Annotated in this window: 14 protein-coding genes; 12 read left to right on the top strand and 2 right to left on the bottom strand. The window is 53.6% G+C overall.

From position 1 onward, the window contains the following. Window positions 1-51: 51 nt before the first annotated feature. Window positions 52-555: a non-heme ferritin-like protein gene (locus ACQG0S_RS13630; protein WP_022648520.1), complete on the bottom strand. Its 504-nt coding sequence runs from the start codon at window positions 553-555 to the stop codon at window positions 52-54. A gap of 504 nt (window positions 556-1,059) precedes the next feature. On the opposite strand from ACQG0S_RS13630, the gene ACQG0S_RS13625 reads away from it, so the two are divergent. The 6 genes from ACQG0S_RS13625 to otsA all read left to right on the top strand — a co-directional run bounded on the left by ACQG0S_RS13625 (window position 1,060) and on the right by otsA (window position 7,859). Then, a complete protein-coding gene (locus tag ACQG0S_RS13625; protein ID WP_048966695.1) occupies window positions 1,060-1,617 on the top strand; it encodes a DJ-1/PfpI family protein in 558 nt (185 codons plus the stop codon). 315 nt (window positions 1,618-1,932) lie between these two features. Continuing rightward, on the top strand, window positions 1,933-2,922 hold the full coding sequence (gene araF, locus ACQG0S_RS13620) for an arabinose ABC transporter substrate-binding protein AraF (protein WP_023300466.1): 990 nt from the start codon (window positions 1,933-1,935) through the stop codon (window positions 2,920-2,922). Between the two features lie 71 nt (window positions 2,923-2,993). Continuing rightward, entirely contained in the window at window positions 2,994-4,508 is a 1,515-nt protein-coding gene (gene araG / locus ACQG0S_RS13615) for an L-arabinose ABC transporter ATP-binding protein AraG (protein WP_023300465.1), read from the top strand. A gap of 14 nt (window positions 4,509-4,522) precedes the next feature. Further along, window positions 4,523-5,503 (top strand): L-arabinose ABC transporter permease AraH, encoded by a 981-nt coding sequence (araH, locus tag ACQG0S_RS13610; protein WP_023300464.1) that lies wholly within the window; start codon window positions 4,523-4,525, stop codon window positions 5,501-5,503. Window positions 5,504-5,656: 153 nt separating this feature from the next. Further along, the gene (otsB, locus tag ACQG0S_RS13605; RefSeq protein WP_048966684.1) at window positions 5,657-6,460 is read left to right on the top strand and encodes a trehalose-phosphatase; all 804 of its coding nucleotides are present in this window, start codon (window positions 5,657-5,659) and stop codon (window positions 6,458-6,460) included. After that, window positions 6,435-7,859 carry an alpha,alpha-trehalose-phosphate synthase gene (gene otsA / locus ACQG0S_RS13600; protein WP_022648514.1) on the top strand — a complete coding sequence of 475 codons (1,425 nt, stop codon included), beginning with the start codon at window positions 6,435-6,437 and terminating at the stop codon, window positions 7,857-7,859. Before otsB ends, otsA begins: the two co-directional genes overlap by 26 nt. 15 nt (window positions 7,860-7,874) lie before the next feature. Here the strand turns inward: otsA and uspC are convergent, their stop codons facing one another. Then, entirely contained in the window at window positions 7,875-8,303 is a 429-nt protein-coding gene (uspC, locus tag ACQG0S_RS13595; protein WP_022648513.1) for a universal stress protein UspC, read from the bottom strand. A gap of 796 nt (window positions 8,304-9,099) precedes the next feature. On the opposite strand from uspC, the gene flhD reads away from it, so the two are divergent. The 6 genes from flhD to cheW all read left to right on the top strand — a co-directional run bounded on the left by flhD (window position 9,100) and on the right by cheW (window position 14,505). After that, window positions 9,100-9,450 carry a flagellar transcriptional regulator FlhD gene (gene flhD / locus ACQG0S_RS13590; protein WP_003859693.1) on the top strand — a complete coding sequence of 117 codons (351 nt, stop codon included), beginning with the start codon at window positions 9,100-9,102 and terminating at the stop codon, window positions 9,448-9,450. A gap of 2 nt (window positions 9,451-9,452) precedes the next feature. Continuing rightward, window positions 9,453-10,031: a flagellar transcriptional regulator FlhC gene (flhC, locus tag ACQG0S_RS13585; protein ID WP_022648512.1), complete on the top strand. Its 579-nt coding sequence runs from the start codon at window positions 9,453-9,455 to the stop codon at window positions 10,029-10,031. A gap of 123 nt (window positions 10,032-10,154) precedes the next feature. Beyond that, a complete protein-coding gene (motA, locus tag ACQG0S_RS13580) occupies window positions 10,155-11,042 on the top strand; it encodes a flagellar motor stator protein MotA (protein ID WP_003859696.1) in 888 nt (295 codons plus the stop codon). Further along, window positions 11,039-11,968, top strand: a complete 930-nt coding sequence (gene motB, locus ACQG0S_RS13575; RefSeq protein WP_022648511.1) for a flagellar motor protein MotB — start codon at window positions 11,039-11,041, stop codon at window positions 11,966-11,968. Before motA ends, motB begins: the two co-directional genes overlap by 4 nt. 4 nt (window positions 11,969-11,972) lie before the next feature. Further along, window positions 11,973-13,982: a chemotaxis protein CheA gene (cheA, locus tag ACQG0S_RS13570; RefSeq protein WP_048966685.1), complete on the top strand. Its 2,010-nt coding sequence runs from the start codon at window positions 11,973-11,975 to the stop codon at window positions 13,980-13,982. A gap of 19 nt (window positions 13,983-14,001) precedes the next feature. Beyond that, a complete protein-coding gene (cheW, locus tag ACQG0S_RS13565) occupies window positions 14,002-14,505 on the top strand; it encodes a chemotaxis protein CheW (RefSeq protein WP_003859699.1) in 504 nt (167 codons plus the stop codon). The last annotated feature ends 62 nt before the right edge of the window (window positions 14,506-14,567 follow it).

Below are 14,567 nucleotides of genomic sequence, written 5' to 3'. Positions count from 1 at the left end.
GCAAAAGCAGGGAGTTGGCACCCACTCCCTGACGGGAGCGGGTGAAGGGACTTAGTGGTGTTGCACGGTAGCTATGTCGAGAAGATGGCGGTCCGTCTGCTCCAGACAGATCCCCGCGCGTTTCGCGTTGCGGATTTCGTCTGCGAGCGTTTTCAGCAGCATGCCATCCTGCTGCTGCTCTCTGTCCATATCACGTAAAAACTTGAGGGTAATGATGTCCTGTTGCGCTTTGGCTTCATCGGCCAGCTTGTTCAGCTTTGTACAGCGTTGCTCATACTCTTCAAGCGTTTTCTGGAACAGTTCCTCCAGAGAGGAGTAATTATCTTCAATCGTTTCAAGCTCTTTGACTGTGGGATTGGCGCCGATGGCTTTCAAAAAGTTAAAGACACGCATCATGTGCGTGACGTTACTTTGCGCCTGAGTACGAAAGAAGGTGGCAGTGCCGTTGAGGCTTTTTCTGGAACACCAGGCGCTCAAATGCAGATGCAGATTTGAAGCATAAAACTCCAGGTTCATCTGGGCATTCAGTTTTTGCATCATCGTTTGGGTAGTCATACTCATATCCTTATTGACTGTGGGACTTGATGTCCGCTACGAAACCTGACCCGGCAGGTACTGACGATTGAATAACAGAAAAAGATTTCTGCAAGGTAAACAAACTCGAAAATTCACGTCCTGTGTTCGATTTAAATAAGCATACGCTTCTCTTTGAATTAAGAAAACTCTTAGTTGGGCTGTGTTTACCATACATTACAAATTTAAATATAGCGCAGAACAGAAAACAGGTGGCGAGATAAAATATTTTTTATCTTTATGTTTTTAATGATATTAAAATCAGTGCTTCCCATTTTTATCGTTTCAGGAAACCTTCTGTGGCGGGAAATTCTGTGAAAGTGTTAAATCAGAAATAATAACTGCAAATATATCCTGCTGTAGCAAATTTGAGCTAAATCAATTTTCACATAATATACGGTTCTGTGATCGCGTCGTAAGATTGTTATCTAACAAATCTGGAAAATGAAACGATGTTTTATATCTTTTCACCCGTAGAGGTTTATGATGACAAAAGTTGCGGTGCTGCTGGCACCTGGTTTTGAAGAAGCAGAAGCGATTATCACAGTGGATATCCTGCGTCGCTTGCAGATCGAGGTGGAAACGCTGGCCTGCGCGGAGTCCCGTGCGGTAGTGAGTTACCACAATATCCCCATGGTGGCTGACAGTACATTAACGGAACGTATTAATAGGCTGTATGACGCGGTCGTGTTACCCGGTGGGCCGCAGGGGAGTATCAATCTTGCGGCTAACCAGGAGGTGATCCGCTTTGTTTCCGCGCATGACGAGCACGGCAAACTCATCTGCCCGATCTGCTCTGCGGCCGCGCGGGTGCTGGGCGCAAACGGGCTACTGAAGGGGCGGCGCTACGTCTGTTCCGGCGATCTTTGGCAGACCGTTGATGATGGAGTATATGTAGATGCGCCGGTCGTGGAGGATAACAACCTCATCAGCGGCAAGGGGCTGGGGCACGCTTTTGACTTTGCGCTGACGCTCTCTGCGCGTCTGCTGGGCGACGACGCCCCCGTGCGCGATCATGCTGAACACATCTATTACCGCTGGTAAATTTCTGCCGGACGCTAAGGCGTCCGGGTTACAGGGATTTCTTAGCTGACCTTATGGATAATCCTGCTTAACTCCTTTCCATTTGTAGGACAATTACGTCCTTTTTTATGTCATTTTTCGCTGAATTTATGTACGCAATTACTGTAATTCTGCGGTGTGATGTCGCTCTCTTATGGATGATTAATTTCCCGCTAAAACTATCACCAGCAATAACGCTTATGACGAGGTAAGCGCTAATGCCTTGTTTTAAGTCCGATTAAATAAGTTGTTCGCCATTATTCCCTACAGATAAGAATGCTAAAGCTGGAGTTTACCATGCACAAATTTACTAAAGCGCTGGCGGCCATCGGCCTGGCTGCCGTTATGTCACAATCCGCTATCGCTGAAAATTTAAAGCTCGGTTTTCTGGTTAAACAGCCGGAAGAACCGTGGTTCCAGACCGAATGGAAATTTGCTGATAAAGCCGGAAAAGATTTGGGATTTGAGGTAATTAAAATCGCCGTACCTGACGGCGAGAAAACGCTTAACGCCATTGATAGCCTGGCGGCGAGCGGCGCGAAAGGTTTCGTTATCTGTACGCCGGATCCAAAGTTGGGTTCAGCGATTGCCGCGAAAGCGCGCGGTTATGACATGAAAGTGATTGCGGTGGACGATCAGTTCGTGAATGCCAAAGGCAAACCGATGGATACCGTTCCGCTGGTGATGATGGCGGCCACCAAAATCGGCGAGCGTCAGGGCCAGGAGCTCTATAAAGAGATGCAAAAACGCGGCTGGGATGTAAAAGAGACCGCCGTGATGGCGATTACCGCTGACGAGCTGGATACCGCCCGTCGTCGCACCACGGGCTCCATGGACGCCCTAAAAGCGGCTGGCTTCCCGGAAAAACAAATCTACAAAGTCCCGACCAAATCCAACGATATCCCGGGCGCCTTTGATGCGGCGAACTCTATGCTCGTCCAGCATCCGGAGGTGAAACACTGGTTGGTGGTGGGGATGAACGATAACACCGTGCTGGGCGGCGTGCGTGCAACGGAAGGCCAGGGCTTTAAAGCACCGGACATTATCGGGATCGGCATCAACGGCGTGGACGCCGTGAGCGAACTGTCTAAAGCGCAGGCGACCGGCTTCTACGGCTCTCTGCTGCCAAGCCCGGATGTCCACGGCTATAAATCCAGCGAAATGCTTTACAACTGGGTGACCAAGGGGGTTGAGCCGCCGAAATTCACCGAAGTGACCGATGTGGTGCTGATCACCCGCGATAATTTCAAAGAGGAGCTGGCGAAAAAAGGACTGGGCGGTAAGTAATACGCTGTGATTGCGCCCCTCACACGCCGTGAGGGGCCTGACGTACACACTACAGGAATCACGGAGTCGTTATGCAACAGTCTGATCCGTATCTCTCTTTCCGCGGCATCGGTAAAACATTCCCCGGCGTAAACGCGCTGACCGATATCAGCTTCGACTGCTATGCCGGTCAGGTTCATGCCCTGATGGGGGAGAACGGCGCGGGAAAATCCACGCTGCTAAAAATTCTCAGCGGCAACTACACGCCCACCACCGGCACGCTGGCCATTCGCGGCGAAGAGGTGGCCTTTGCCGATACCACGGCAGCGTTAAACGCGGGCGTCGCCATCATCTATCAGGAGCTGCATCTCATTCCTGAAATGACCGTGGCGGAGAACATCTATCTGGGCCAGCTTCCGCATAAAAGCGGCGTGGTCAACCGCTCGCTGCTCAACTATGAAGCGGGCTTGCAGCTCAGGCACCTTGGGCTGGATGTCGATCCGCAAACGCCCCTTAAGTATCTCTCCATCGGCCAGTGGCAGATGGTGGAAATTGCCAAAGCGCTGGCGCGTAACGCCAAGATCATCGCTTTTGACGAGCCAACCAGCTCGCTCTCGGCGCGTGAAATTGAAAACCTCTTTCGCGTGATCCGCGAGCTGCGCAAAGAGGGCCGCATCATTCTGTACGTCTCCCACCGTATGGAAGAAATTTTTGCCTTAAGCGATGCCATCACCGTGTTTAAGGATGGCCGCTACGTGCGCACCTTCACCGATATGCAGCAGGTCAATCATGACCAGCTGGTGCAGGCGATGGTCGGGCGCGATCTGGGGGATATTTACCACTGGAAGCCGCGCGAGTACGGCCCTGAGCGTCTGCGTCTGGATAGCGTTAAAGCCCCAGGCGTGCGCACACCTATTTCACTCTCGGTGCGCAGCGGCGAAATCGTCGGGCTGTTTGGCCTTGTCGGGGCAGGGCGCAGCGAGCTGATGAAAGGGCTGTTTGGCGGTACGCGCATTACCCAGGGCCAGGTCTTCGTCGACGGGAAAAAGGTCGATATACAGAAGCCTGCGCAGGCGATTAACGCGGGCATCATGCTCTGTCCGGAGGATCGAAAGGCCGAAGGCATTATTCCAGTGCACTCGGTGCGCGACAACATCAACATCTCTGCCCGGCGCAAGTTCATCCGCGCGGGATGTCTGATTAACGACGGCTGGGAGGCGCGCAACGCTGATCACCATATCCGTTCGCTGAACATCAAAACTCCCGGGGCTGAACAGCTGATCATGAACCTGTCCGGCGGCAACCAGCAAAAAGCCATTCTGGGGCGCTGGCTGTCGGAAGACATGAAGGTCATTTTGCTGGATGAACCAACGCGCGGTATCGACGTGGGGGCGAAACACGAAATCTATAACGTCATCTATGAGCTGGCAAAACGCGGCGTGGCGGTGCTGTTCGCCTCCAGCGATCTGCCCGAGGTGCTGGGCGTCGCCGACCGTATTGTAGTGATGCGTGAAGGCGAAATTGCCGGTGAATTGCTGCATGAACAGGCGAATGAACAACAGGCGTTGAGTCTCGCCATGCCTAAAGTTAGCCAGGCTGTCGCCTGAGTAAGGAGTCAATGATGTCCTCTGTTACTACATCCGGAGCGCCGAAGTCGGCTTTCAGTTTTGGCCGCATCTGGGACCAGTACGGCATGTTGGTGGTTTTTGCCGCCCTGTTCGTTGCGTGCGCGATTTTTGTGCCAAACTTTGCGACCTTCATCAACATGAAGGGGCTGGGGCTGGCTATCTCCATGTCCGGCATGGTGGCCTGCGGAATGCTATTCTGCCTGGCCTCCGGCGATTTTGACCTGTCGGTCGCCTCGGTGATTGCCTGTGCCGGGGTCACCACTGCCGTGGTGATCAATATGACCGAAAGCCTGTGGATCGGCGTGCTGGCGGGGCTGATGCTCGGCGTGCTGAGCGGTCTGGTGAACGGCTTTGTGATTGCGCGCCTGAAGATTAACGCCCTGATCACGACGCTTGCGACCATGCAAATCGTGCGCGGTCTGGCCTATATCATCTCCGACGGTAAGGCGGTGGGGATTGAAGACGAGCGCTTCTTTACGCTGGGCTATGCCAACTGGCTGGGCTTGCCTGCGCCTATCTGGCTGACGGTAGCCTGTCTGATCCTGTTTGGTTTCCTGCTTAACCGCACCACCTTTGGTCGTAATACCCTGGCGATTGGCGGGAACGAGGAAGCGGCGCGTCTGGCGGGTGTCCCGGTCGTACGGACCAAGATCATTATCTTTGTGCTTTCCGGGCTGGTGTCGGCAGCGGCGGGGATTATTCTGGCGTCGCGTATGACCAGCGGCCAGCCAATGACCTCTATCGGTTATGAGCTGATTGTCATTTCCGCCTGCGTATTGGGGGGCGTATCCCTCAAGGGCGGCATCGGAAAAATCTCATATGTGGTGGCGGGGATCCTGATTCTGGGGACCGTGGAGAACGCCATGAACCTGCTTAATATTTCTCCGTTCTCTCAGTACGTCGTACGCGGCCTGATCCTGCTGGCAGCAGTGATCTTCGACCGTTACAAGCAAAAAGCGAAGCGTACCATCTGATTTATTTTTAGCCACTTATCTGCTCAACTATTAACCATAGTTGACTCCCTGACCGGCCCGCCAGTTATGCTGACGGGCCGGTTGCTAAATGGCGAGCGCCGTCACACTGTCTATACTTACATGGCTGTTTTGTTCACTGTAAGGAGGATTAGGGTGGCTGACTTGTTAACCGCACCGCCTGTACTGCCCGGAAAATTTGCTTTCTTTTTTGACCTCGACGGGACGCTCGCCGGAATTGAACCGCATCCTGACGACGTCGTTGTACCGGATCTGGTGTTAGAGAATTTGCAGCAGCTCTCCCGACAGAACGAGGGGGCACTGGCATTGATTTCAGGGCGCTCAATGGCCGAGCTGGATGTGCTCGCCAGTCCTTATCACTTTCCGCTGGCCGGTGTGCACGGAGCGGAGCGCCGCGATATCCATGATCAACTGCATATAGTTTCACTCCCCGATACGCTGGTTCAGGCGCTGCATGCGCAACTCTCTTCTGCTCTGGAACTGCTTCCCGGTACGGAACTGGAAGCCAAAGGCATGGCCTTTGCGCTGCACTACCGTCAGGCGCCTCACCATGAGGCGGCGATCTTTTCGGTAGCAAGAAGCGTGGCGGAAGCCCATCCGGAGCTGGCGTTACAGCCCGGTAAATGTGTGGTCGAGATTAAACCGGTAGGAATTAATAAAGGCGCTGCCATTGCAGCGTTTATGGCGGAAGCGCCGTTTAAAGGGCGTACGCCAGTATTTTTTGGGGATGACCTGACCGACGAGGCCGGGTTCAGCGTGGTAAACCAGGCCAGTGGCATGTCTGTCAAGGTAGGGCCGGGTGAAACCGTTGCCGGATGGCGGCTGGAAAACGTCGCCAGCGTCTGGCAGTGGATATCTGATGTCGCTAACCAGCAACAACAACAAATAGCGCAAAACAACGGGAGAAATCATTATGGGTCGCTTAGTCGTCGTCTCTAATCGCATCGCACCGCCGGATGATAAAAAAGCCAGTGCCGGTGGCCTGGCGGTCGGGGTATTAGGTGCCCTCAAAGCCGCGGGTGGTCTCTGGTTTGGCTGGAGCGGGGAAATCAGTAATGATGAGAAACCGCTTAAAAAGGTGTCACGGGGCAATATCACGTGGGCTTCCTTCGCACTCAGTGAGAAGGACTATGATGAATATTATTCCGAGTTCTCAAACGCCGTGCTGTGGCCAGCGTTTCACTATCGTCTGGACCTGGTGAAATTCCAGCGTGAATCCTATGAAGGCTATATGCGCGTTAATGCGCTGCTGGCAGATAAACTGCTGCCGCTGATCGAAGAAGACGATATTTTATGGATCCACGATTACCATCTGCTGCCTTTCGCCAGAGAGCTGCGAAAACGTGGTGTGAATAACCGAATCGGTTTTTTCCTGCACATTCCTTTCCCGACGCCGGAGATTTTCACGGCACTGCCGCAGCATGAAGAGATCCTTGAGGCGCTGTCCGATTACGACCTGCTCGGTTTCCAGACGGAAAACGACAGGCTGGCCTTCCTCGACAGCGTGTCCGGTAAAACCCGACTAGTTACTCACGGCGGCAAATCTCACACCGCGTGGGGACGTAATTTCCATACCGAGGTCTACCCGATTGGTATTGAGCCAGACGAAATTGCCGAGCAGGCCTCCGGTCCATTGCCTCCGAAGCTTGCCCAGCTTAAGGATGAACTCAAGCACGTTAAGAATATCTTTTCGGTTGAACGACTTGATTATTCCAAAGGGTTGCCGGAGCGATTCCTCGCGTACGAAACCCTGCTGGAAAAATTCCCGCAGCATCACGGCAAGATTCGTTATACCCAGATAGCGCCGACCTCGCGCGGTGAGGTTCAGGCCTATCAGGATATCCGTCACCAGCTTGAGACCGAAGCAGGGCGCATCAACGGGCGCTACGGGCAGCTTGGCTGGACACCACTTTTCTATTTGAATCAGCACTTTGAGCGCAAAATTCTGATGAAAGTGTTCCGCTATGCGGACGTCGGGCTGGTCACGCCCCTGCGCGACGGGATGAATCTGGTGGCAAAAGAGTATGTTGCAGCACAAGATCCTGCTGACCCGGGTGTGCTGGTGCTGTCTCAATTTGCCGGTGCGGCAAACGAGTTAACCTCAGCGCTGATTGTAAACCCTTACGATCGCGATGACGTGGCAAATGCCCTGAACCGTGCGTTAACTATGCCGCTTGCGGAACGTATTTCACGCCATTCGGAAATGATGGAGACCATCATGAAGAATGATATTAACCGCTGGCAGGCGCGTTTTATTGACGATTTGCGCGCGATCCAGCCGCAAAGTCAGGAAGGTGATCTGCAAAAAAAGATCGCGACCTTCCCTAAACTCGCCTGATTTTCTCCGGGGGCATTAATTGCCCCCAAGAGGCACCAGCAGGACATCAACCTGGCTTGACGAAACGATAGATTTTGCTGAGCATGCCGCACGAGAAAAAAAACTCTGGTTATGATTTCCGCAAATAACCAGGTCAATATTCTCTTTCTGACAGATGTCGAGTATATGCGCGCTTAATTCACCGGTCGCGATAACGGTCTGATGAATCGGATAGTCTGCCCTCTCCACCAACTCTTGCAGGAATTGGTGCGTTTCCTCCTGCAATACCTCACGTATATCTTCCAGCATCGGCGCAGCCAGCTGATTATACATTTCGGGTTCCGCGGCCAGCGTGATCAGGCTGATGCGGGCATTGGCGGGGCGGGCGATGGATACGGCTCGGGCGACAAGCTGGTGGCTTTCGGGAGAAACAGCAACTGAAACAAGCAGATGGGAGTAACTCATCACGCACTCCTTTGATGTCAGAATGACAAGTTTTCCCAGCTTTACCGCGAAACTGTCATTACTGCAAGAGGTGAATGCGTCATTAGTGTGAAGCTTATCATAATTATTCATTAATTATTCTTATAAGAAGAATAACTGAAAAGATGGCCTAAATGAAAAAAATTAACAGCTTAACGTAAATTACACATTTTCCCTTCCAGGTGGTTAACTCGCCTTAACTCATCATCAACCCGGCGTAGATCGTTACGCAACGAAACTGATTTTTGTGTTGCCAGCGTTAACCTCCTGTTTTTACTTTATTAATTAATGGTAGTTTCAACGTGAAGTTTTCCCCATAGCAGATCAATGCGGATTTGCCCTGTCTTTACATTTCCCAGACCCAATTCCCCCGTCCGGATGCATGAGTATTCGTTCCTGAAGAATATAAACAAGCTTGGGTTGGATAAAAAACACCCAAATTACAAGTCACGCTGATGGATTTATGGGTTACATTCGCGTAAATTATGTGACGCAGATCACATTTTTTTTAAATTCCAGGGGGGGCTGCATTGTATGTGTCAAAACTGACGAGTAGAGTTTGCGTCGAATTAGGAAAAATCTTAGTTATTTGTAAGAAAAGATAAAATGTGTAACCGACATTTTGGCCATGTTAACCGGTCACGCGCTTTACGACGTACAAACCTAAATTCAACTATGCATTTGGCCTTTTCTTTTTATACCGGGTGATTTCCCGGCGACATCACGGGGTGCGGTCTTTCCGCATAAAAACAATAGTTGGTTATTCGGGATGGGAAAAATGCATACATCCGAGTTGCTAAAACATATTTACGACATCAATTTGTCGTATTTATTGCTCGCGCAGCGTTTGATTAGTCAGGACAAACCGTCAGCGATGTTTCGTCTGGGTGTTAACGAAGAGATGGCAACCATGCTGGGGGGATTAACACTTCCGCAGATGGTCAAGCTGGCTGAAACCAATCAGCTTGTCTGCCAGTTCCGTTTCGATAACCCGCAGACCATTACGCGTCTGACTCAGGAATCCCGCGTGGACGATCTGCAACAGATCCACACCGGTATTCTTCTCTCCACCCGCCTGCTCAACGAAATCAGCCAGCCTGACGACGTAGCCCGGAAGAAAAGGGCTTAACAATGAGCGAAAAAAGCATTGTTCAGGAAGCCCGTGATATCCAGTTGGCAATGGAACTCATCACGCTGGGTGCGCGTTTACAAATGCTGGAAAGCGAGACGCAACTGAGCCGTGGTCGTTTGATCAAGCTGTACAAAGAATTGCGTGGTAGCCCACCGCCAAAAGGCATGCTGCCGTTTTCCACTGACTGGTTCATGACCTGGGAGCAGAACATCCATGCTTCCATGTTCTGTAACGCCTGGCAGTACCTGCTTAAAACGGGCTTATGCAGCGGCGTGGATGCCGTGATTAAAGCCTACAAACTTTACCTTGAGCAATGCCCGCAGCAGGAACAGGGACCCCTGCTGGCGCTGACCCGCGCATGGACGCTGGTGCGTTTTGTTGAAAGCGGAATGCTTGAATTGTCGCGCTGCAACTGCTGTGACGGCAATTTTATTACCCACGCGCACCAGCCTGCGGGCAGCTTCGCCTGTAGTTTATGCCAGCCTCCATCCCGAGCCGTAAAAAGACGTAAACTTTCCCGGGATGCTGCCGATATTATTCCACAACTGCTGGATGAACAGATCGAACACGCTGTTTAACCCGAACCTGTGGGCAAGATTCCAGCAGCGGTAAGCGATTACCGCTGCTTTTTTTTACCCTGCGTTCAGGTCACGCGCTCGAAATGAACGTCCTGCCATAGTCACTAGCGGAAGGATGATGTCGTGCTTATCTTATTAGGTTACCTGGTAGTTCTCGGTACAGTTTTCGGCGGTTACATGATGACCGGCGGGCACCTTGGAGCACTCTATCAACCGGCTGAACTTGTCATCATCGGCGGTGCAGGGGTAGGGGCTTTTATCGTTGGTAACAACGGTAAATCGATCAAGGGCACGCTGAAGGCGATTCCGCTGCTGTTTCGTCGCTCGAAATACACCAAAAGCATGTATATGGATCTTCTGGCGCTGCTCTATCGCCTGATGGCGAAGTCACGTCAGCAAGGAATGTTCTCGCTGGAGCGGGACATTGAAAACCCGAAAGAGAGCGAAATTTTCGCCAGCTACCCGCGTATTTTGGCTGACGCGATGATGCTCGATTTTATCGTCGATTACCTGCGACTGATCATCAGCGGCAACATGAACACCTTCGAAATTGAAGCCCTGATGGACGAAGAGATCGAAACCCACGAGAGCGAATCCGAAGTGCCGGCCAACAGCCTGGCGCTGGTGGGCGACTCGCTTCCGGCGTTCGGTATCGTGGCGGCGGTCATGGGCGTCGTTCATGCCCTGGCCTCGGCGGATCGCCCGGCGGCTGAACTGGGCGCCCTGATTGCCCACGCAATGGTGGGGACGTTCCTCGGTATTTTACTGGCATACGGCTTTATCTCCCCGCTGGCGAGCGTGCTGCGCCAGAAGAGCGCTGAAACCACCAAAATGATGCAGTGCGTGAAAATTACGCTGCTCTCAAACCTCAACGGTTATGCACCACCGATCGCCGTCGAATTTGGCCGTAAAACGCTGTACTCCAGCGAGCGTCCGTCGTTTATCGAGCTTGAAGAACACGTGCGTGCGGTGAAAAACCCCAACCAACAGACGACAACTGAGGACGCATGAAAAACCAGTCCCATCCGATCGTCATCGTAAAAAAACGCAAGCATAAGGGGCACGGGCACGGTTCTCACGGCTCATGGAAGATCGCGTACGCCGATTTTATGACCGCCATGATGGCCTTCTTTCTGGTGATGTGGCTGATCTCCATCTCCAGCCCGAAAGAGCTTATTCAGATTGCGGAATATTTCAGAACACCGCTGGCGACGGCGGTCACCGGCGGGCCGCGCATATCGAACAGCGACAGCCCGATCCCCGGCGGCGGTGACGATTACACCCAGCAGCAGGGCGAAGTGAAAAAACAGCCTAACATCGACGAGCTGAAAAAACGGATGGAGCAGGCGCGCCTGAAAAAACTGCGCGGTGACCTGGATCAGCTGATTGAGGCGGACCCTAAATTGCGCGCGCTGCGTCCGCATCTGAAAATTGACCTGGTGCAGGAAGGGCTGCGTATTCAAATCATCGACAGCCAGAACCGACCGATGTTCAAAACCGGCAGTGCCGACGTGGAGCCCTACATGCGCGATATTCTGCGCGCGATTGCACCGGTGCTGAACGGCATTCCGAACCGCGTTAGCCTCTCCGGTCACACGGATGATTTCCCGTACGCCACGGGAGAGAAGGGATACAGCAACTGGGAGCTTTCTGCCGATCGCGCCAACGCCTCGCGTCGCGAGCTGGTGGCGGGTGGGCTTGATGATGGCAAGGTCCTGCGCGTGGTCGGCATGGCTGCAACCATGCGCCTGACCGACCGCGGACCGGATGACGCCATCAACCGTCGTATCAGTCTTTTAGTGCTGAACCAGCAGGCGGAGCAGGCCATCCTGCATGAAAACGCCGAAAGTCAGAATGAGTCACTGGACGATTTAAAACAGCCTGGGGCCGTCCCTTCGGCTGCCGTTCCAACATCGCCACCAGCCAATCCGAGGTGATAGCGTGAGCATGGATATTACCGATTTTTACCAGACATTTTTTGATGAAGCCGACGAATTGTTGGCCGATATGGAGCAACATTTGCTGGATCTGGTGCCCGAGGCACCGGACTCAGAACAGCTCAACGCCATCTTCCGTGCGGCGCATTCCATGAAAGGCGGAGCCGGAACGTTTGGATTTACCATTTTGCAGGAAACGACCCATTTAATGGAAAACCTGCTGGATGAAGCACGACGCGGTGAGATGCAGCTCAATACCGACATTATCAACCTGTTTTTGGAAACGAAAGATATTATGCAGGAACAGCTCGACGCCTATAAAAGTTCGGCAGAGCCTGATGCCGCCAGCTTTGAATACATCTGCAACGCGCTGCGTCAGTTAGCGCTGGAAGCCAAAGGTGAGGCGTCTGCGCCCGTTGTCCCTGCGGCAAAACTGAGCGTTGTTGACGCCGCGGCCAAACCAGACAGTGCGCCTGATGCGCCCGCAGGAAAATTGCGCGTAGTGCTGTCACGGCTGAAAGAGAACGAGGTCAACCTGCTGGAAGAGGAGCTGGGTAACCTGGCGACGCTCAGCAACGTGGTGAAGGGTAAAGACAGCCTGGCCGCGACGCTCGACGGCGGGATCGGTCAGGATGACATTGTGGCGGTGCTGTGCTTCGTGATTGAAGCGGATCAAATTGCGTTTGAAACCGAGGCGGCGGCCGTTGAAGTGCCCGCGCCGGCAGAAATTGCCCCTGCGGTAGTTGCCGCTGCTCCGGCCCTGAAAGCCGTGCCAAAAGAGACGGCCGCCCCGGCCCGCGGTGAAAAACCGGCGGCGCGTTCCAGCGAGTCCACGAGCATTCGCGTGGCGGTGGAGAAAGTGGATCAGCTGATCAACCTGGTGGGTGAACTGGTGATCACCCAGTCGATGCTGGCCCAGCGCTCCAACGAGCTGGACCCGGTGACCCACGGCGATCTCATCACCAGCATGGGCCAGTTACAACGTAACGCCCGCGATTTGCAGGAATCGGTGATGTCCATCCGCATGATGCCGATGGAATATGTCTTCAGCCGCTTCCCGCGCCTGGTGCGCGACCTGGCCAGCAAGCTCAACAAACAGATCGAACTCACGCTGATGGGCAGCTCCACCGAGCTGGATAAGAGCCTGATTGAACGCATTATCGACCCGTTAACGCACCTGGTGCGTAACAGCCTCGACCACGGCATTGAGCTGCCGGAAAACCGCGTGGCAGCCGGAAAATCGCCAGTGGGCAACCTGATCCTGTCAGCAGAACATCAGGGCGGCAACATCTGCATCGAAGTGACCGATGACGGCGCGGGCCTGAACCGCGAGCGCATTCTGGCGAAGGCGATTTCGCAGGGCATGGCGGTCAACGAAAACATGACTGATGAAGAAGTGGGCATGCTGATTTTTGCCCCAGGCTTCTCAACCGCAGAGCAGGTCACCGACGTTTCCGGCCGCGGCGTGGGCATGGACGTGGTGAAACGTAACATTCAGGAGATGGGCGGTCACGTTGAGATCCAGTCTAAGCAGGGCGCGGGCACCACGATCCGTATCCTGTTGCCGCTGACGCTGGCCATTCTTGACGGCATGTCCGTTAAAGTGGCGGATGAAGTCTTTATTCTGCCGCTGAACGCGGTGATGGAATCCCTCCAGCCGCGCGAAGAAGATCTGCATCCGCTGGCGGGCGGCGAGCGCGTGCTCGAAGTGCGCGGCGAGTACCTGCCGCTGGTGGAACTGTGGAAAGTGTTCGAAGTGGACGGGGCAAAAACCGAGGCCACGCAGGGTATCGTTGTGATCCTGCAAAGCGCCGGACGCCGCTACGCGCTGCTGGTCGATCAGCTGATTGGTCAGCATCAGGTGGTGGTTAAGAACCTGGAAAGTAACTACCGCAAAGTGCCGGGGATCTCTGCTGCCACCATCCTGGGTGATGGTAGCGTCGCGCTGATCGTCGATGTATCGGCACTTCAGGGATTAAATCGTGAACAACGTGTGGCGAACACAGCCGCCTGATTAAGTAAAAGGTAATAACATGACCGGTATGAGTAACGTAACGAAACTGGCGGGCGAGCCATCTGGGCAGGAATTCCTGGTTTTCACTTTAGGTGATGAAGAGTACGGTATCGACATCCTGAAAGTGCAGGAAATTCGCGGGTACGATCAGGTAACGCGCATCGCGAACACGCCAGCGTTTATCAAGGGTGTGACCAACCTGCGCGGTGTGATTGTGCCTATCGTGGATCTGCGCGTGAAGTTCAGCCAGGGCGATGTGGAGTACAACGATAACACGGTGGTGATTGTTCTGAATCTGGGGCAGCGCGTGGTGGGGATTGTGGTGGACGGCGTGTCAGATGTGCTGTCGCTGACCGCCGATCAAATCCGTCCTGCGCCGGAGTTTGCGGTCACGCTGTCGACGGAATACCTGACAGGGCTGGGTGCGCTCGGCGAGCGTATGCTGATTCTGGTGAATATTGAGAAGCTGCTGAACAGCGAAGAGATGGCGCTGCTGGATATTGCGGCGAATCACGTGGCATAAAATAATGCCGGGTGGCGGCTTCGCCTTATCCGGCCTACAAATGGCTCCAACACGTAGGCCGG

Source organism: Enterobacter cloacae complex sp. 418I7 (assembly GCF_050030705.1).
Classification (GTDB): domain Bacteria; phylum Pseudomonadota; class Gammaproteobacteria; order Enterobacterales; family Enterobacteriaceae; genus Enterobacter; species Enterobacter intestinihominis.
Note: the sequence above shows the minus strand (reverse complement) of the source record. Positions and strands in the feature narration are given on the sequence as shown.

What these genes read in the sequence shown, in the direction of transcription:
- ACQG0S_RS13630 (WP_022648520.1), bottom strand. Translation starts at nt 555, where the DNA reads ATGACTACCCAAACGATGATGCAAAAACTGAATGCCCAGATGAACCTG.
- ACQG0S_RS13625 (WP_048966695.1), top strand. Translation starts at nt 1,060, where the DNA reads ATGACAAAAGTTGCGGTGCTGCTGGCACCTGGTTTTGAAGAAGCAGAA.
- araF (WP_023300466.1), top strand. Translation starts at nt 1,933, where the DNA reads ATGCACAAATTTACTAAAGCGCTGGCGGCCATCGGCCTGGCTGCCGTT.
- araG (WP_023300465.1), top strand. Translation starts at nt 2,994, where the DNA reads ATGCAACAGTCTGATCCGTATCTCTCTTTCCGCGGCATCGGTAAAACA.
- araH (WP_023300464.1), top strand. Translation starts at nt 4,523, where the DNA reads ATGTCCTCTGTTACTACATCCGGAGCGCCGAAGTCGGCTTTCAGTTTT.
- otsA (WP_022648514.1), top strand. Translation starts at nt 6,435, where the DNA reads ATGGGTCGCTTAGTCGTCGTCTCTAATCGCATCGCACCGCCGGATGAT.
- uspC (WP_022648513.1), bottom strand. Translation starts at nt 8,303, where the DNA reads ATGAGTTACTCCCATCTGCTTGTTTCAGTTGCTGTTTCTCCCGAAAGC.
- flhD (WP_003859693.1), top strand. Translation starts at nt 9,100, where the DNA reads ATGCATACATCCGAGTTGCTAAAACATATTTACGACATCAATTTGTCG.
- flhC (WP_022648512.1), top strand. Translation starts at nt 9,453, where the DNA reads ATGAGCGAAAAAAGCATTGTTCAGGAAGCCCGTGATATCCAGTTGGCA.
- motB (WP_022648511.1), top strand. Translation starts at nt 11,039, where the DNA reads ATGAAAAACCAGTCCCATCCGATCGTCATCGTAAAAAAACGCAAGCAT.
- cheW (WP_003859699.1), top strand. Translation starts at nt 14,002, where the DNA reads ATGACCGGTATGAGTAACGTAACGAAACTGGCGGGCGAGCCATCTGGG.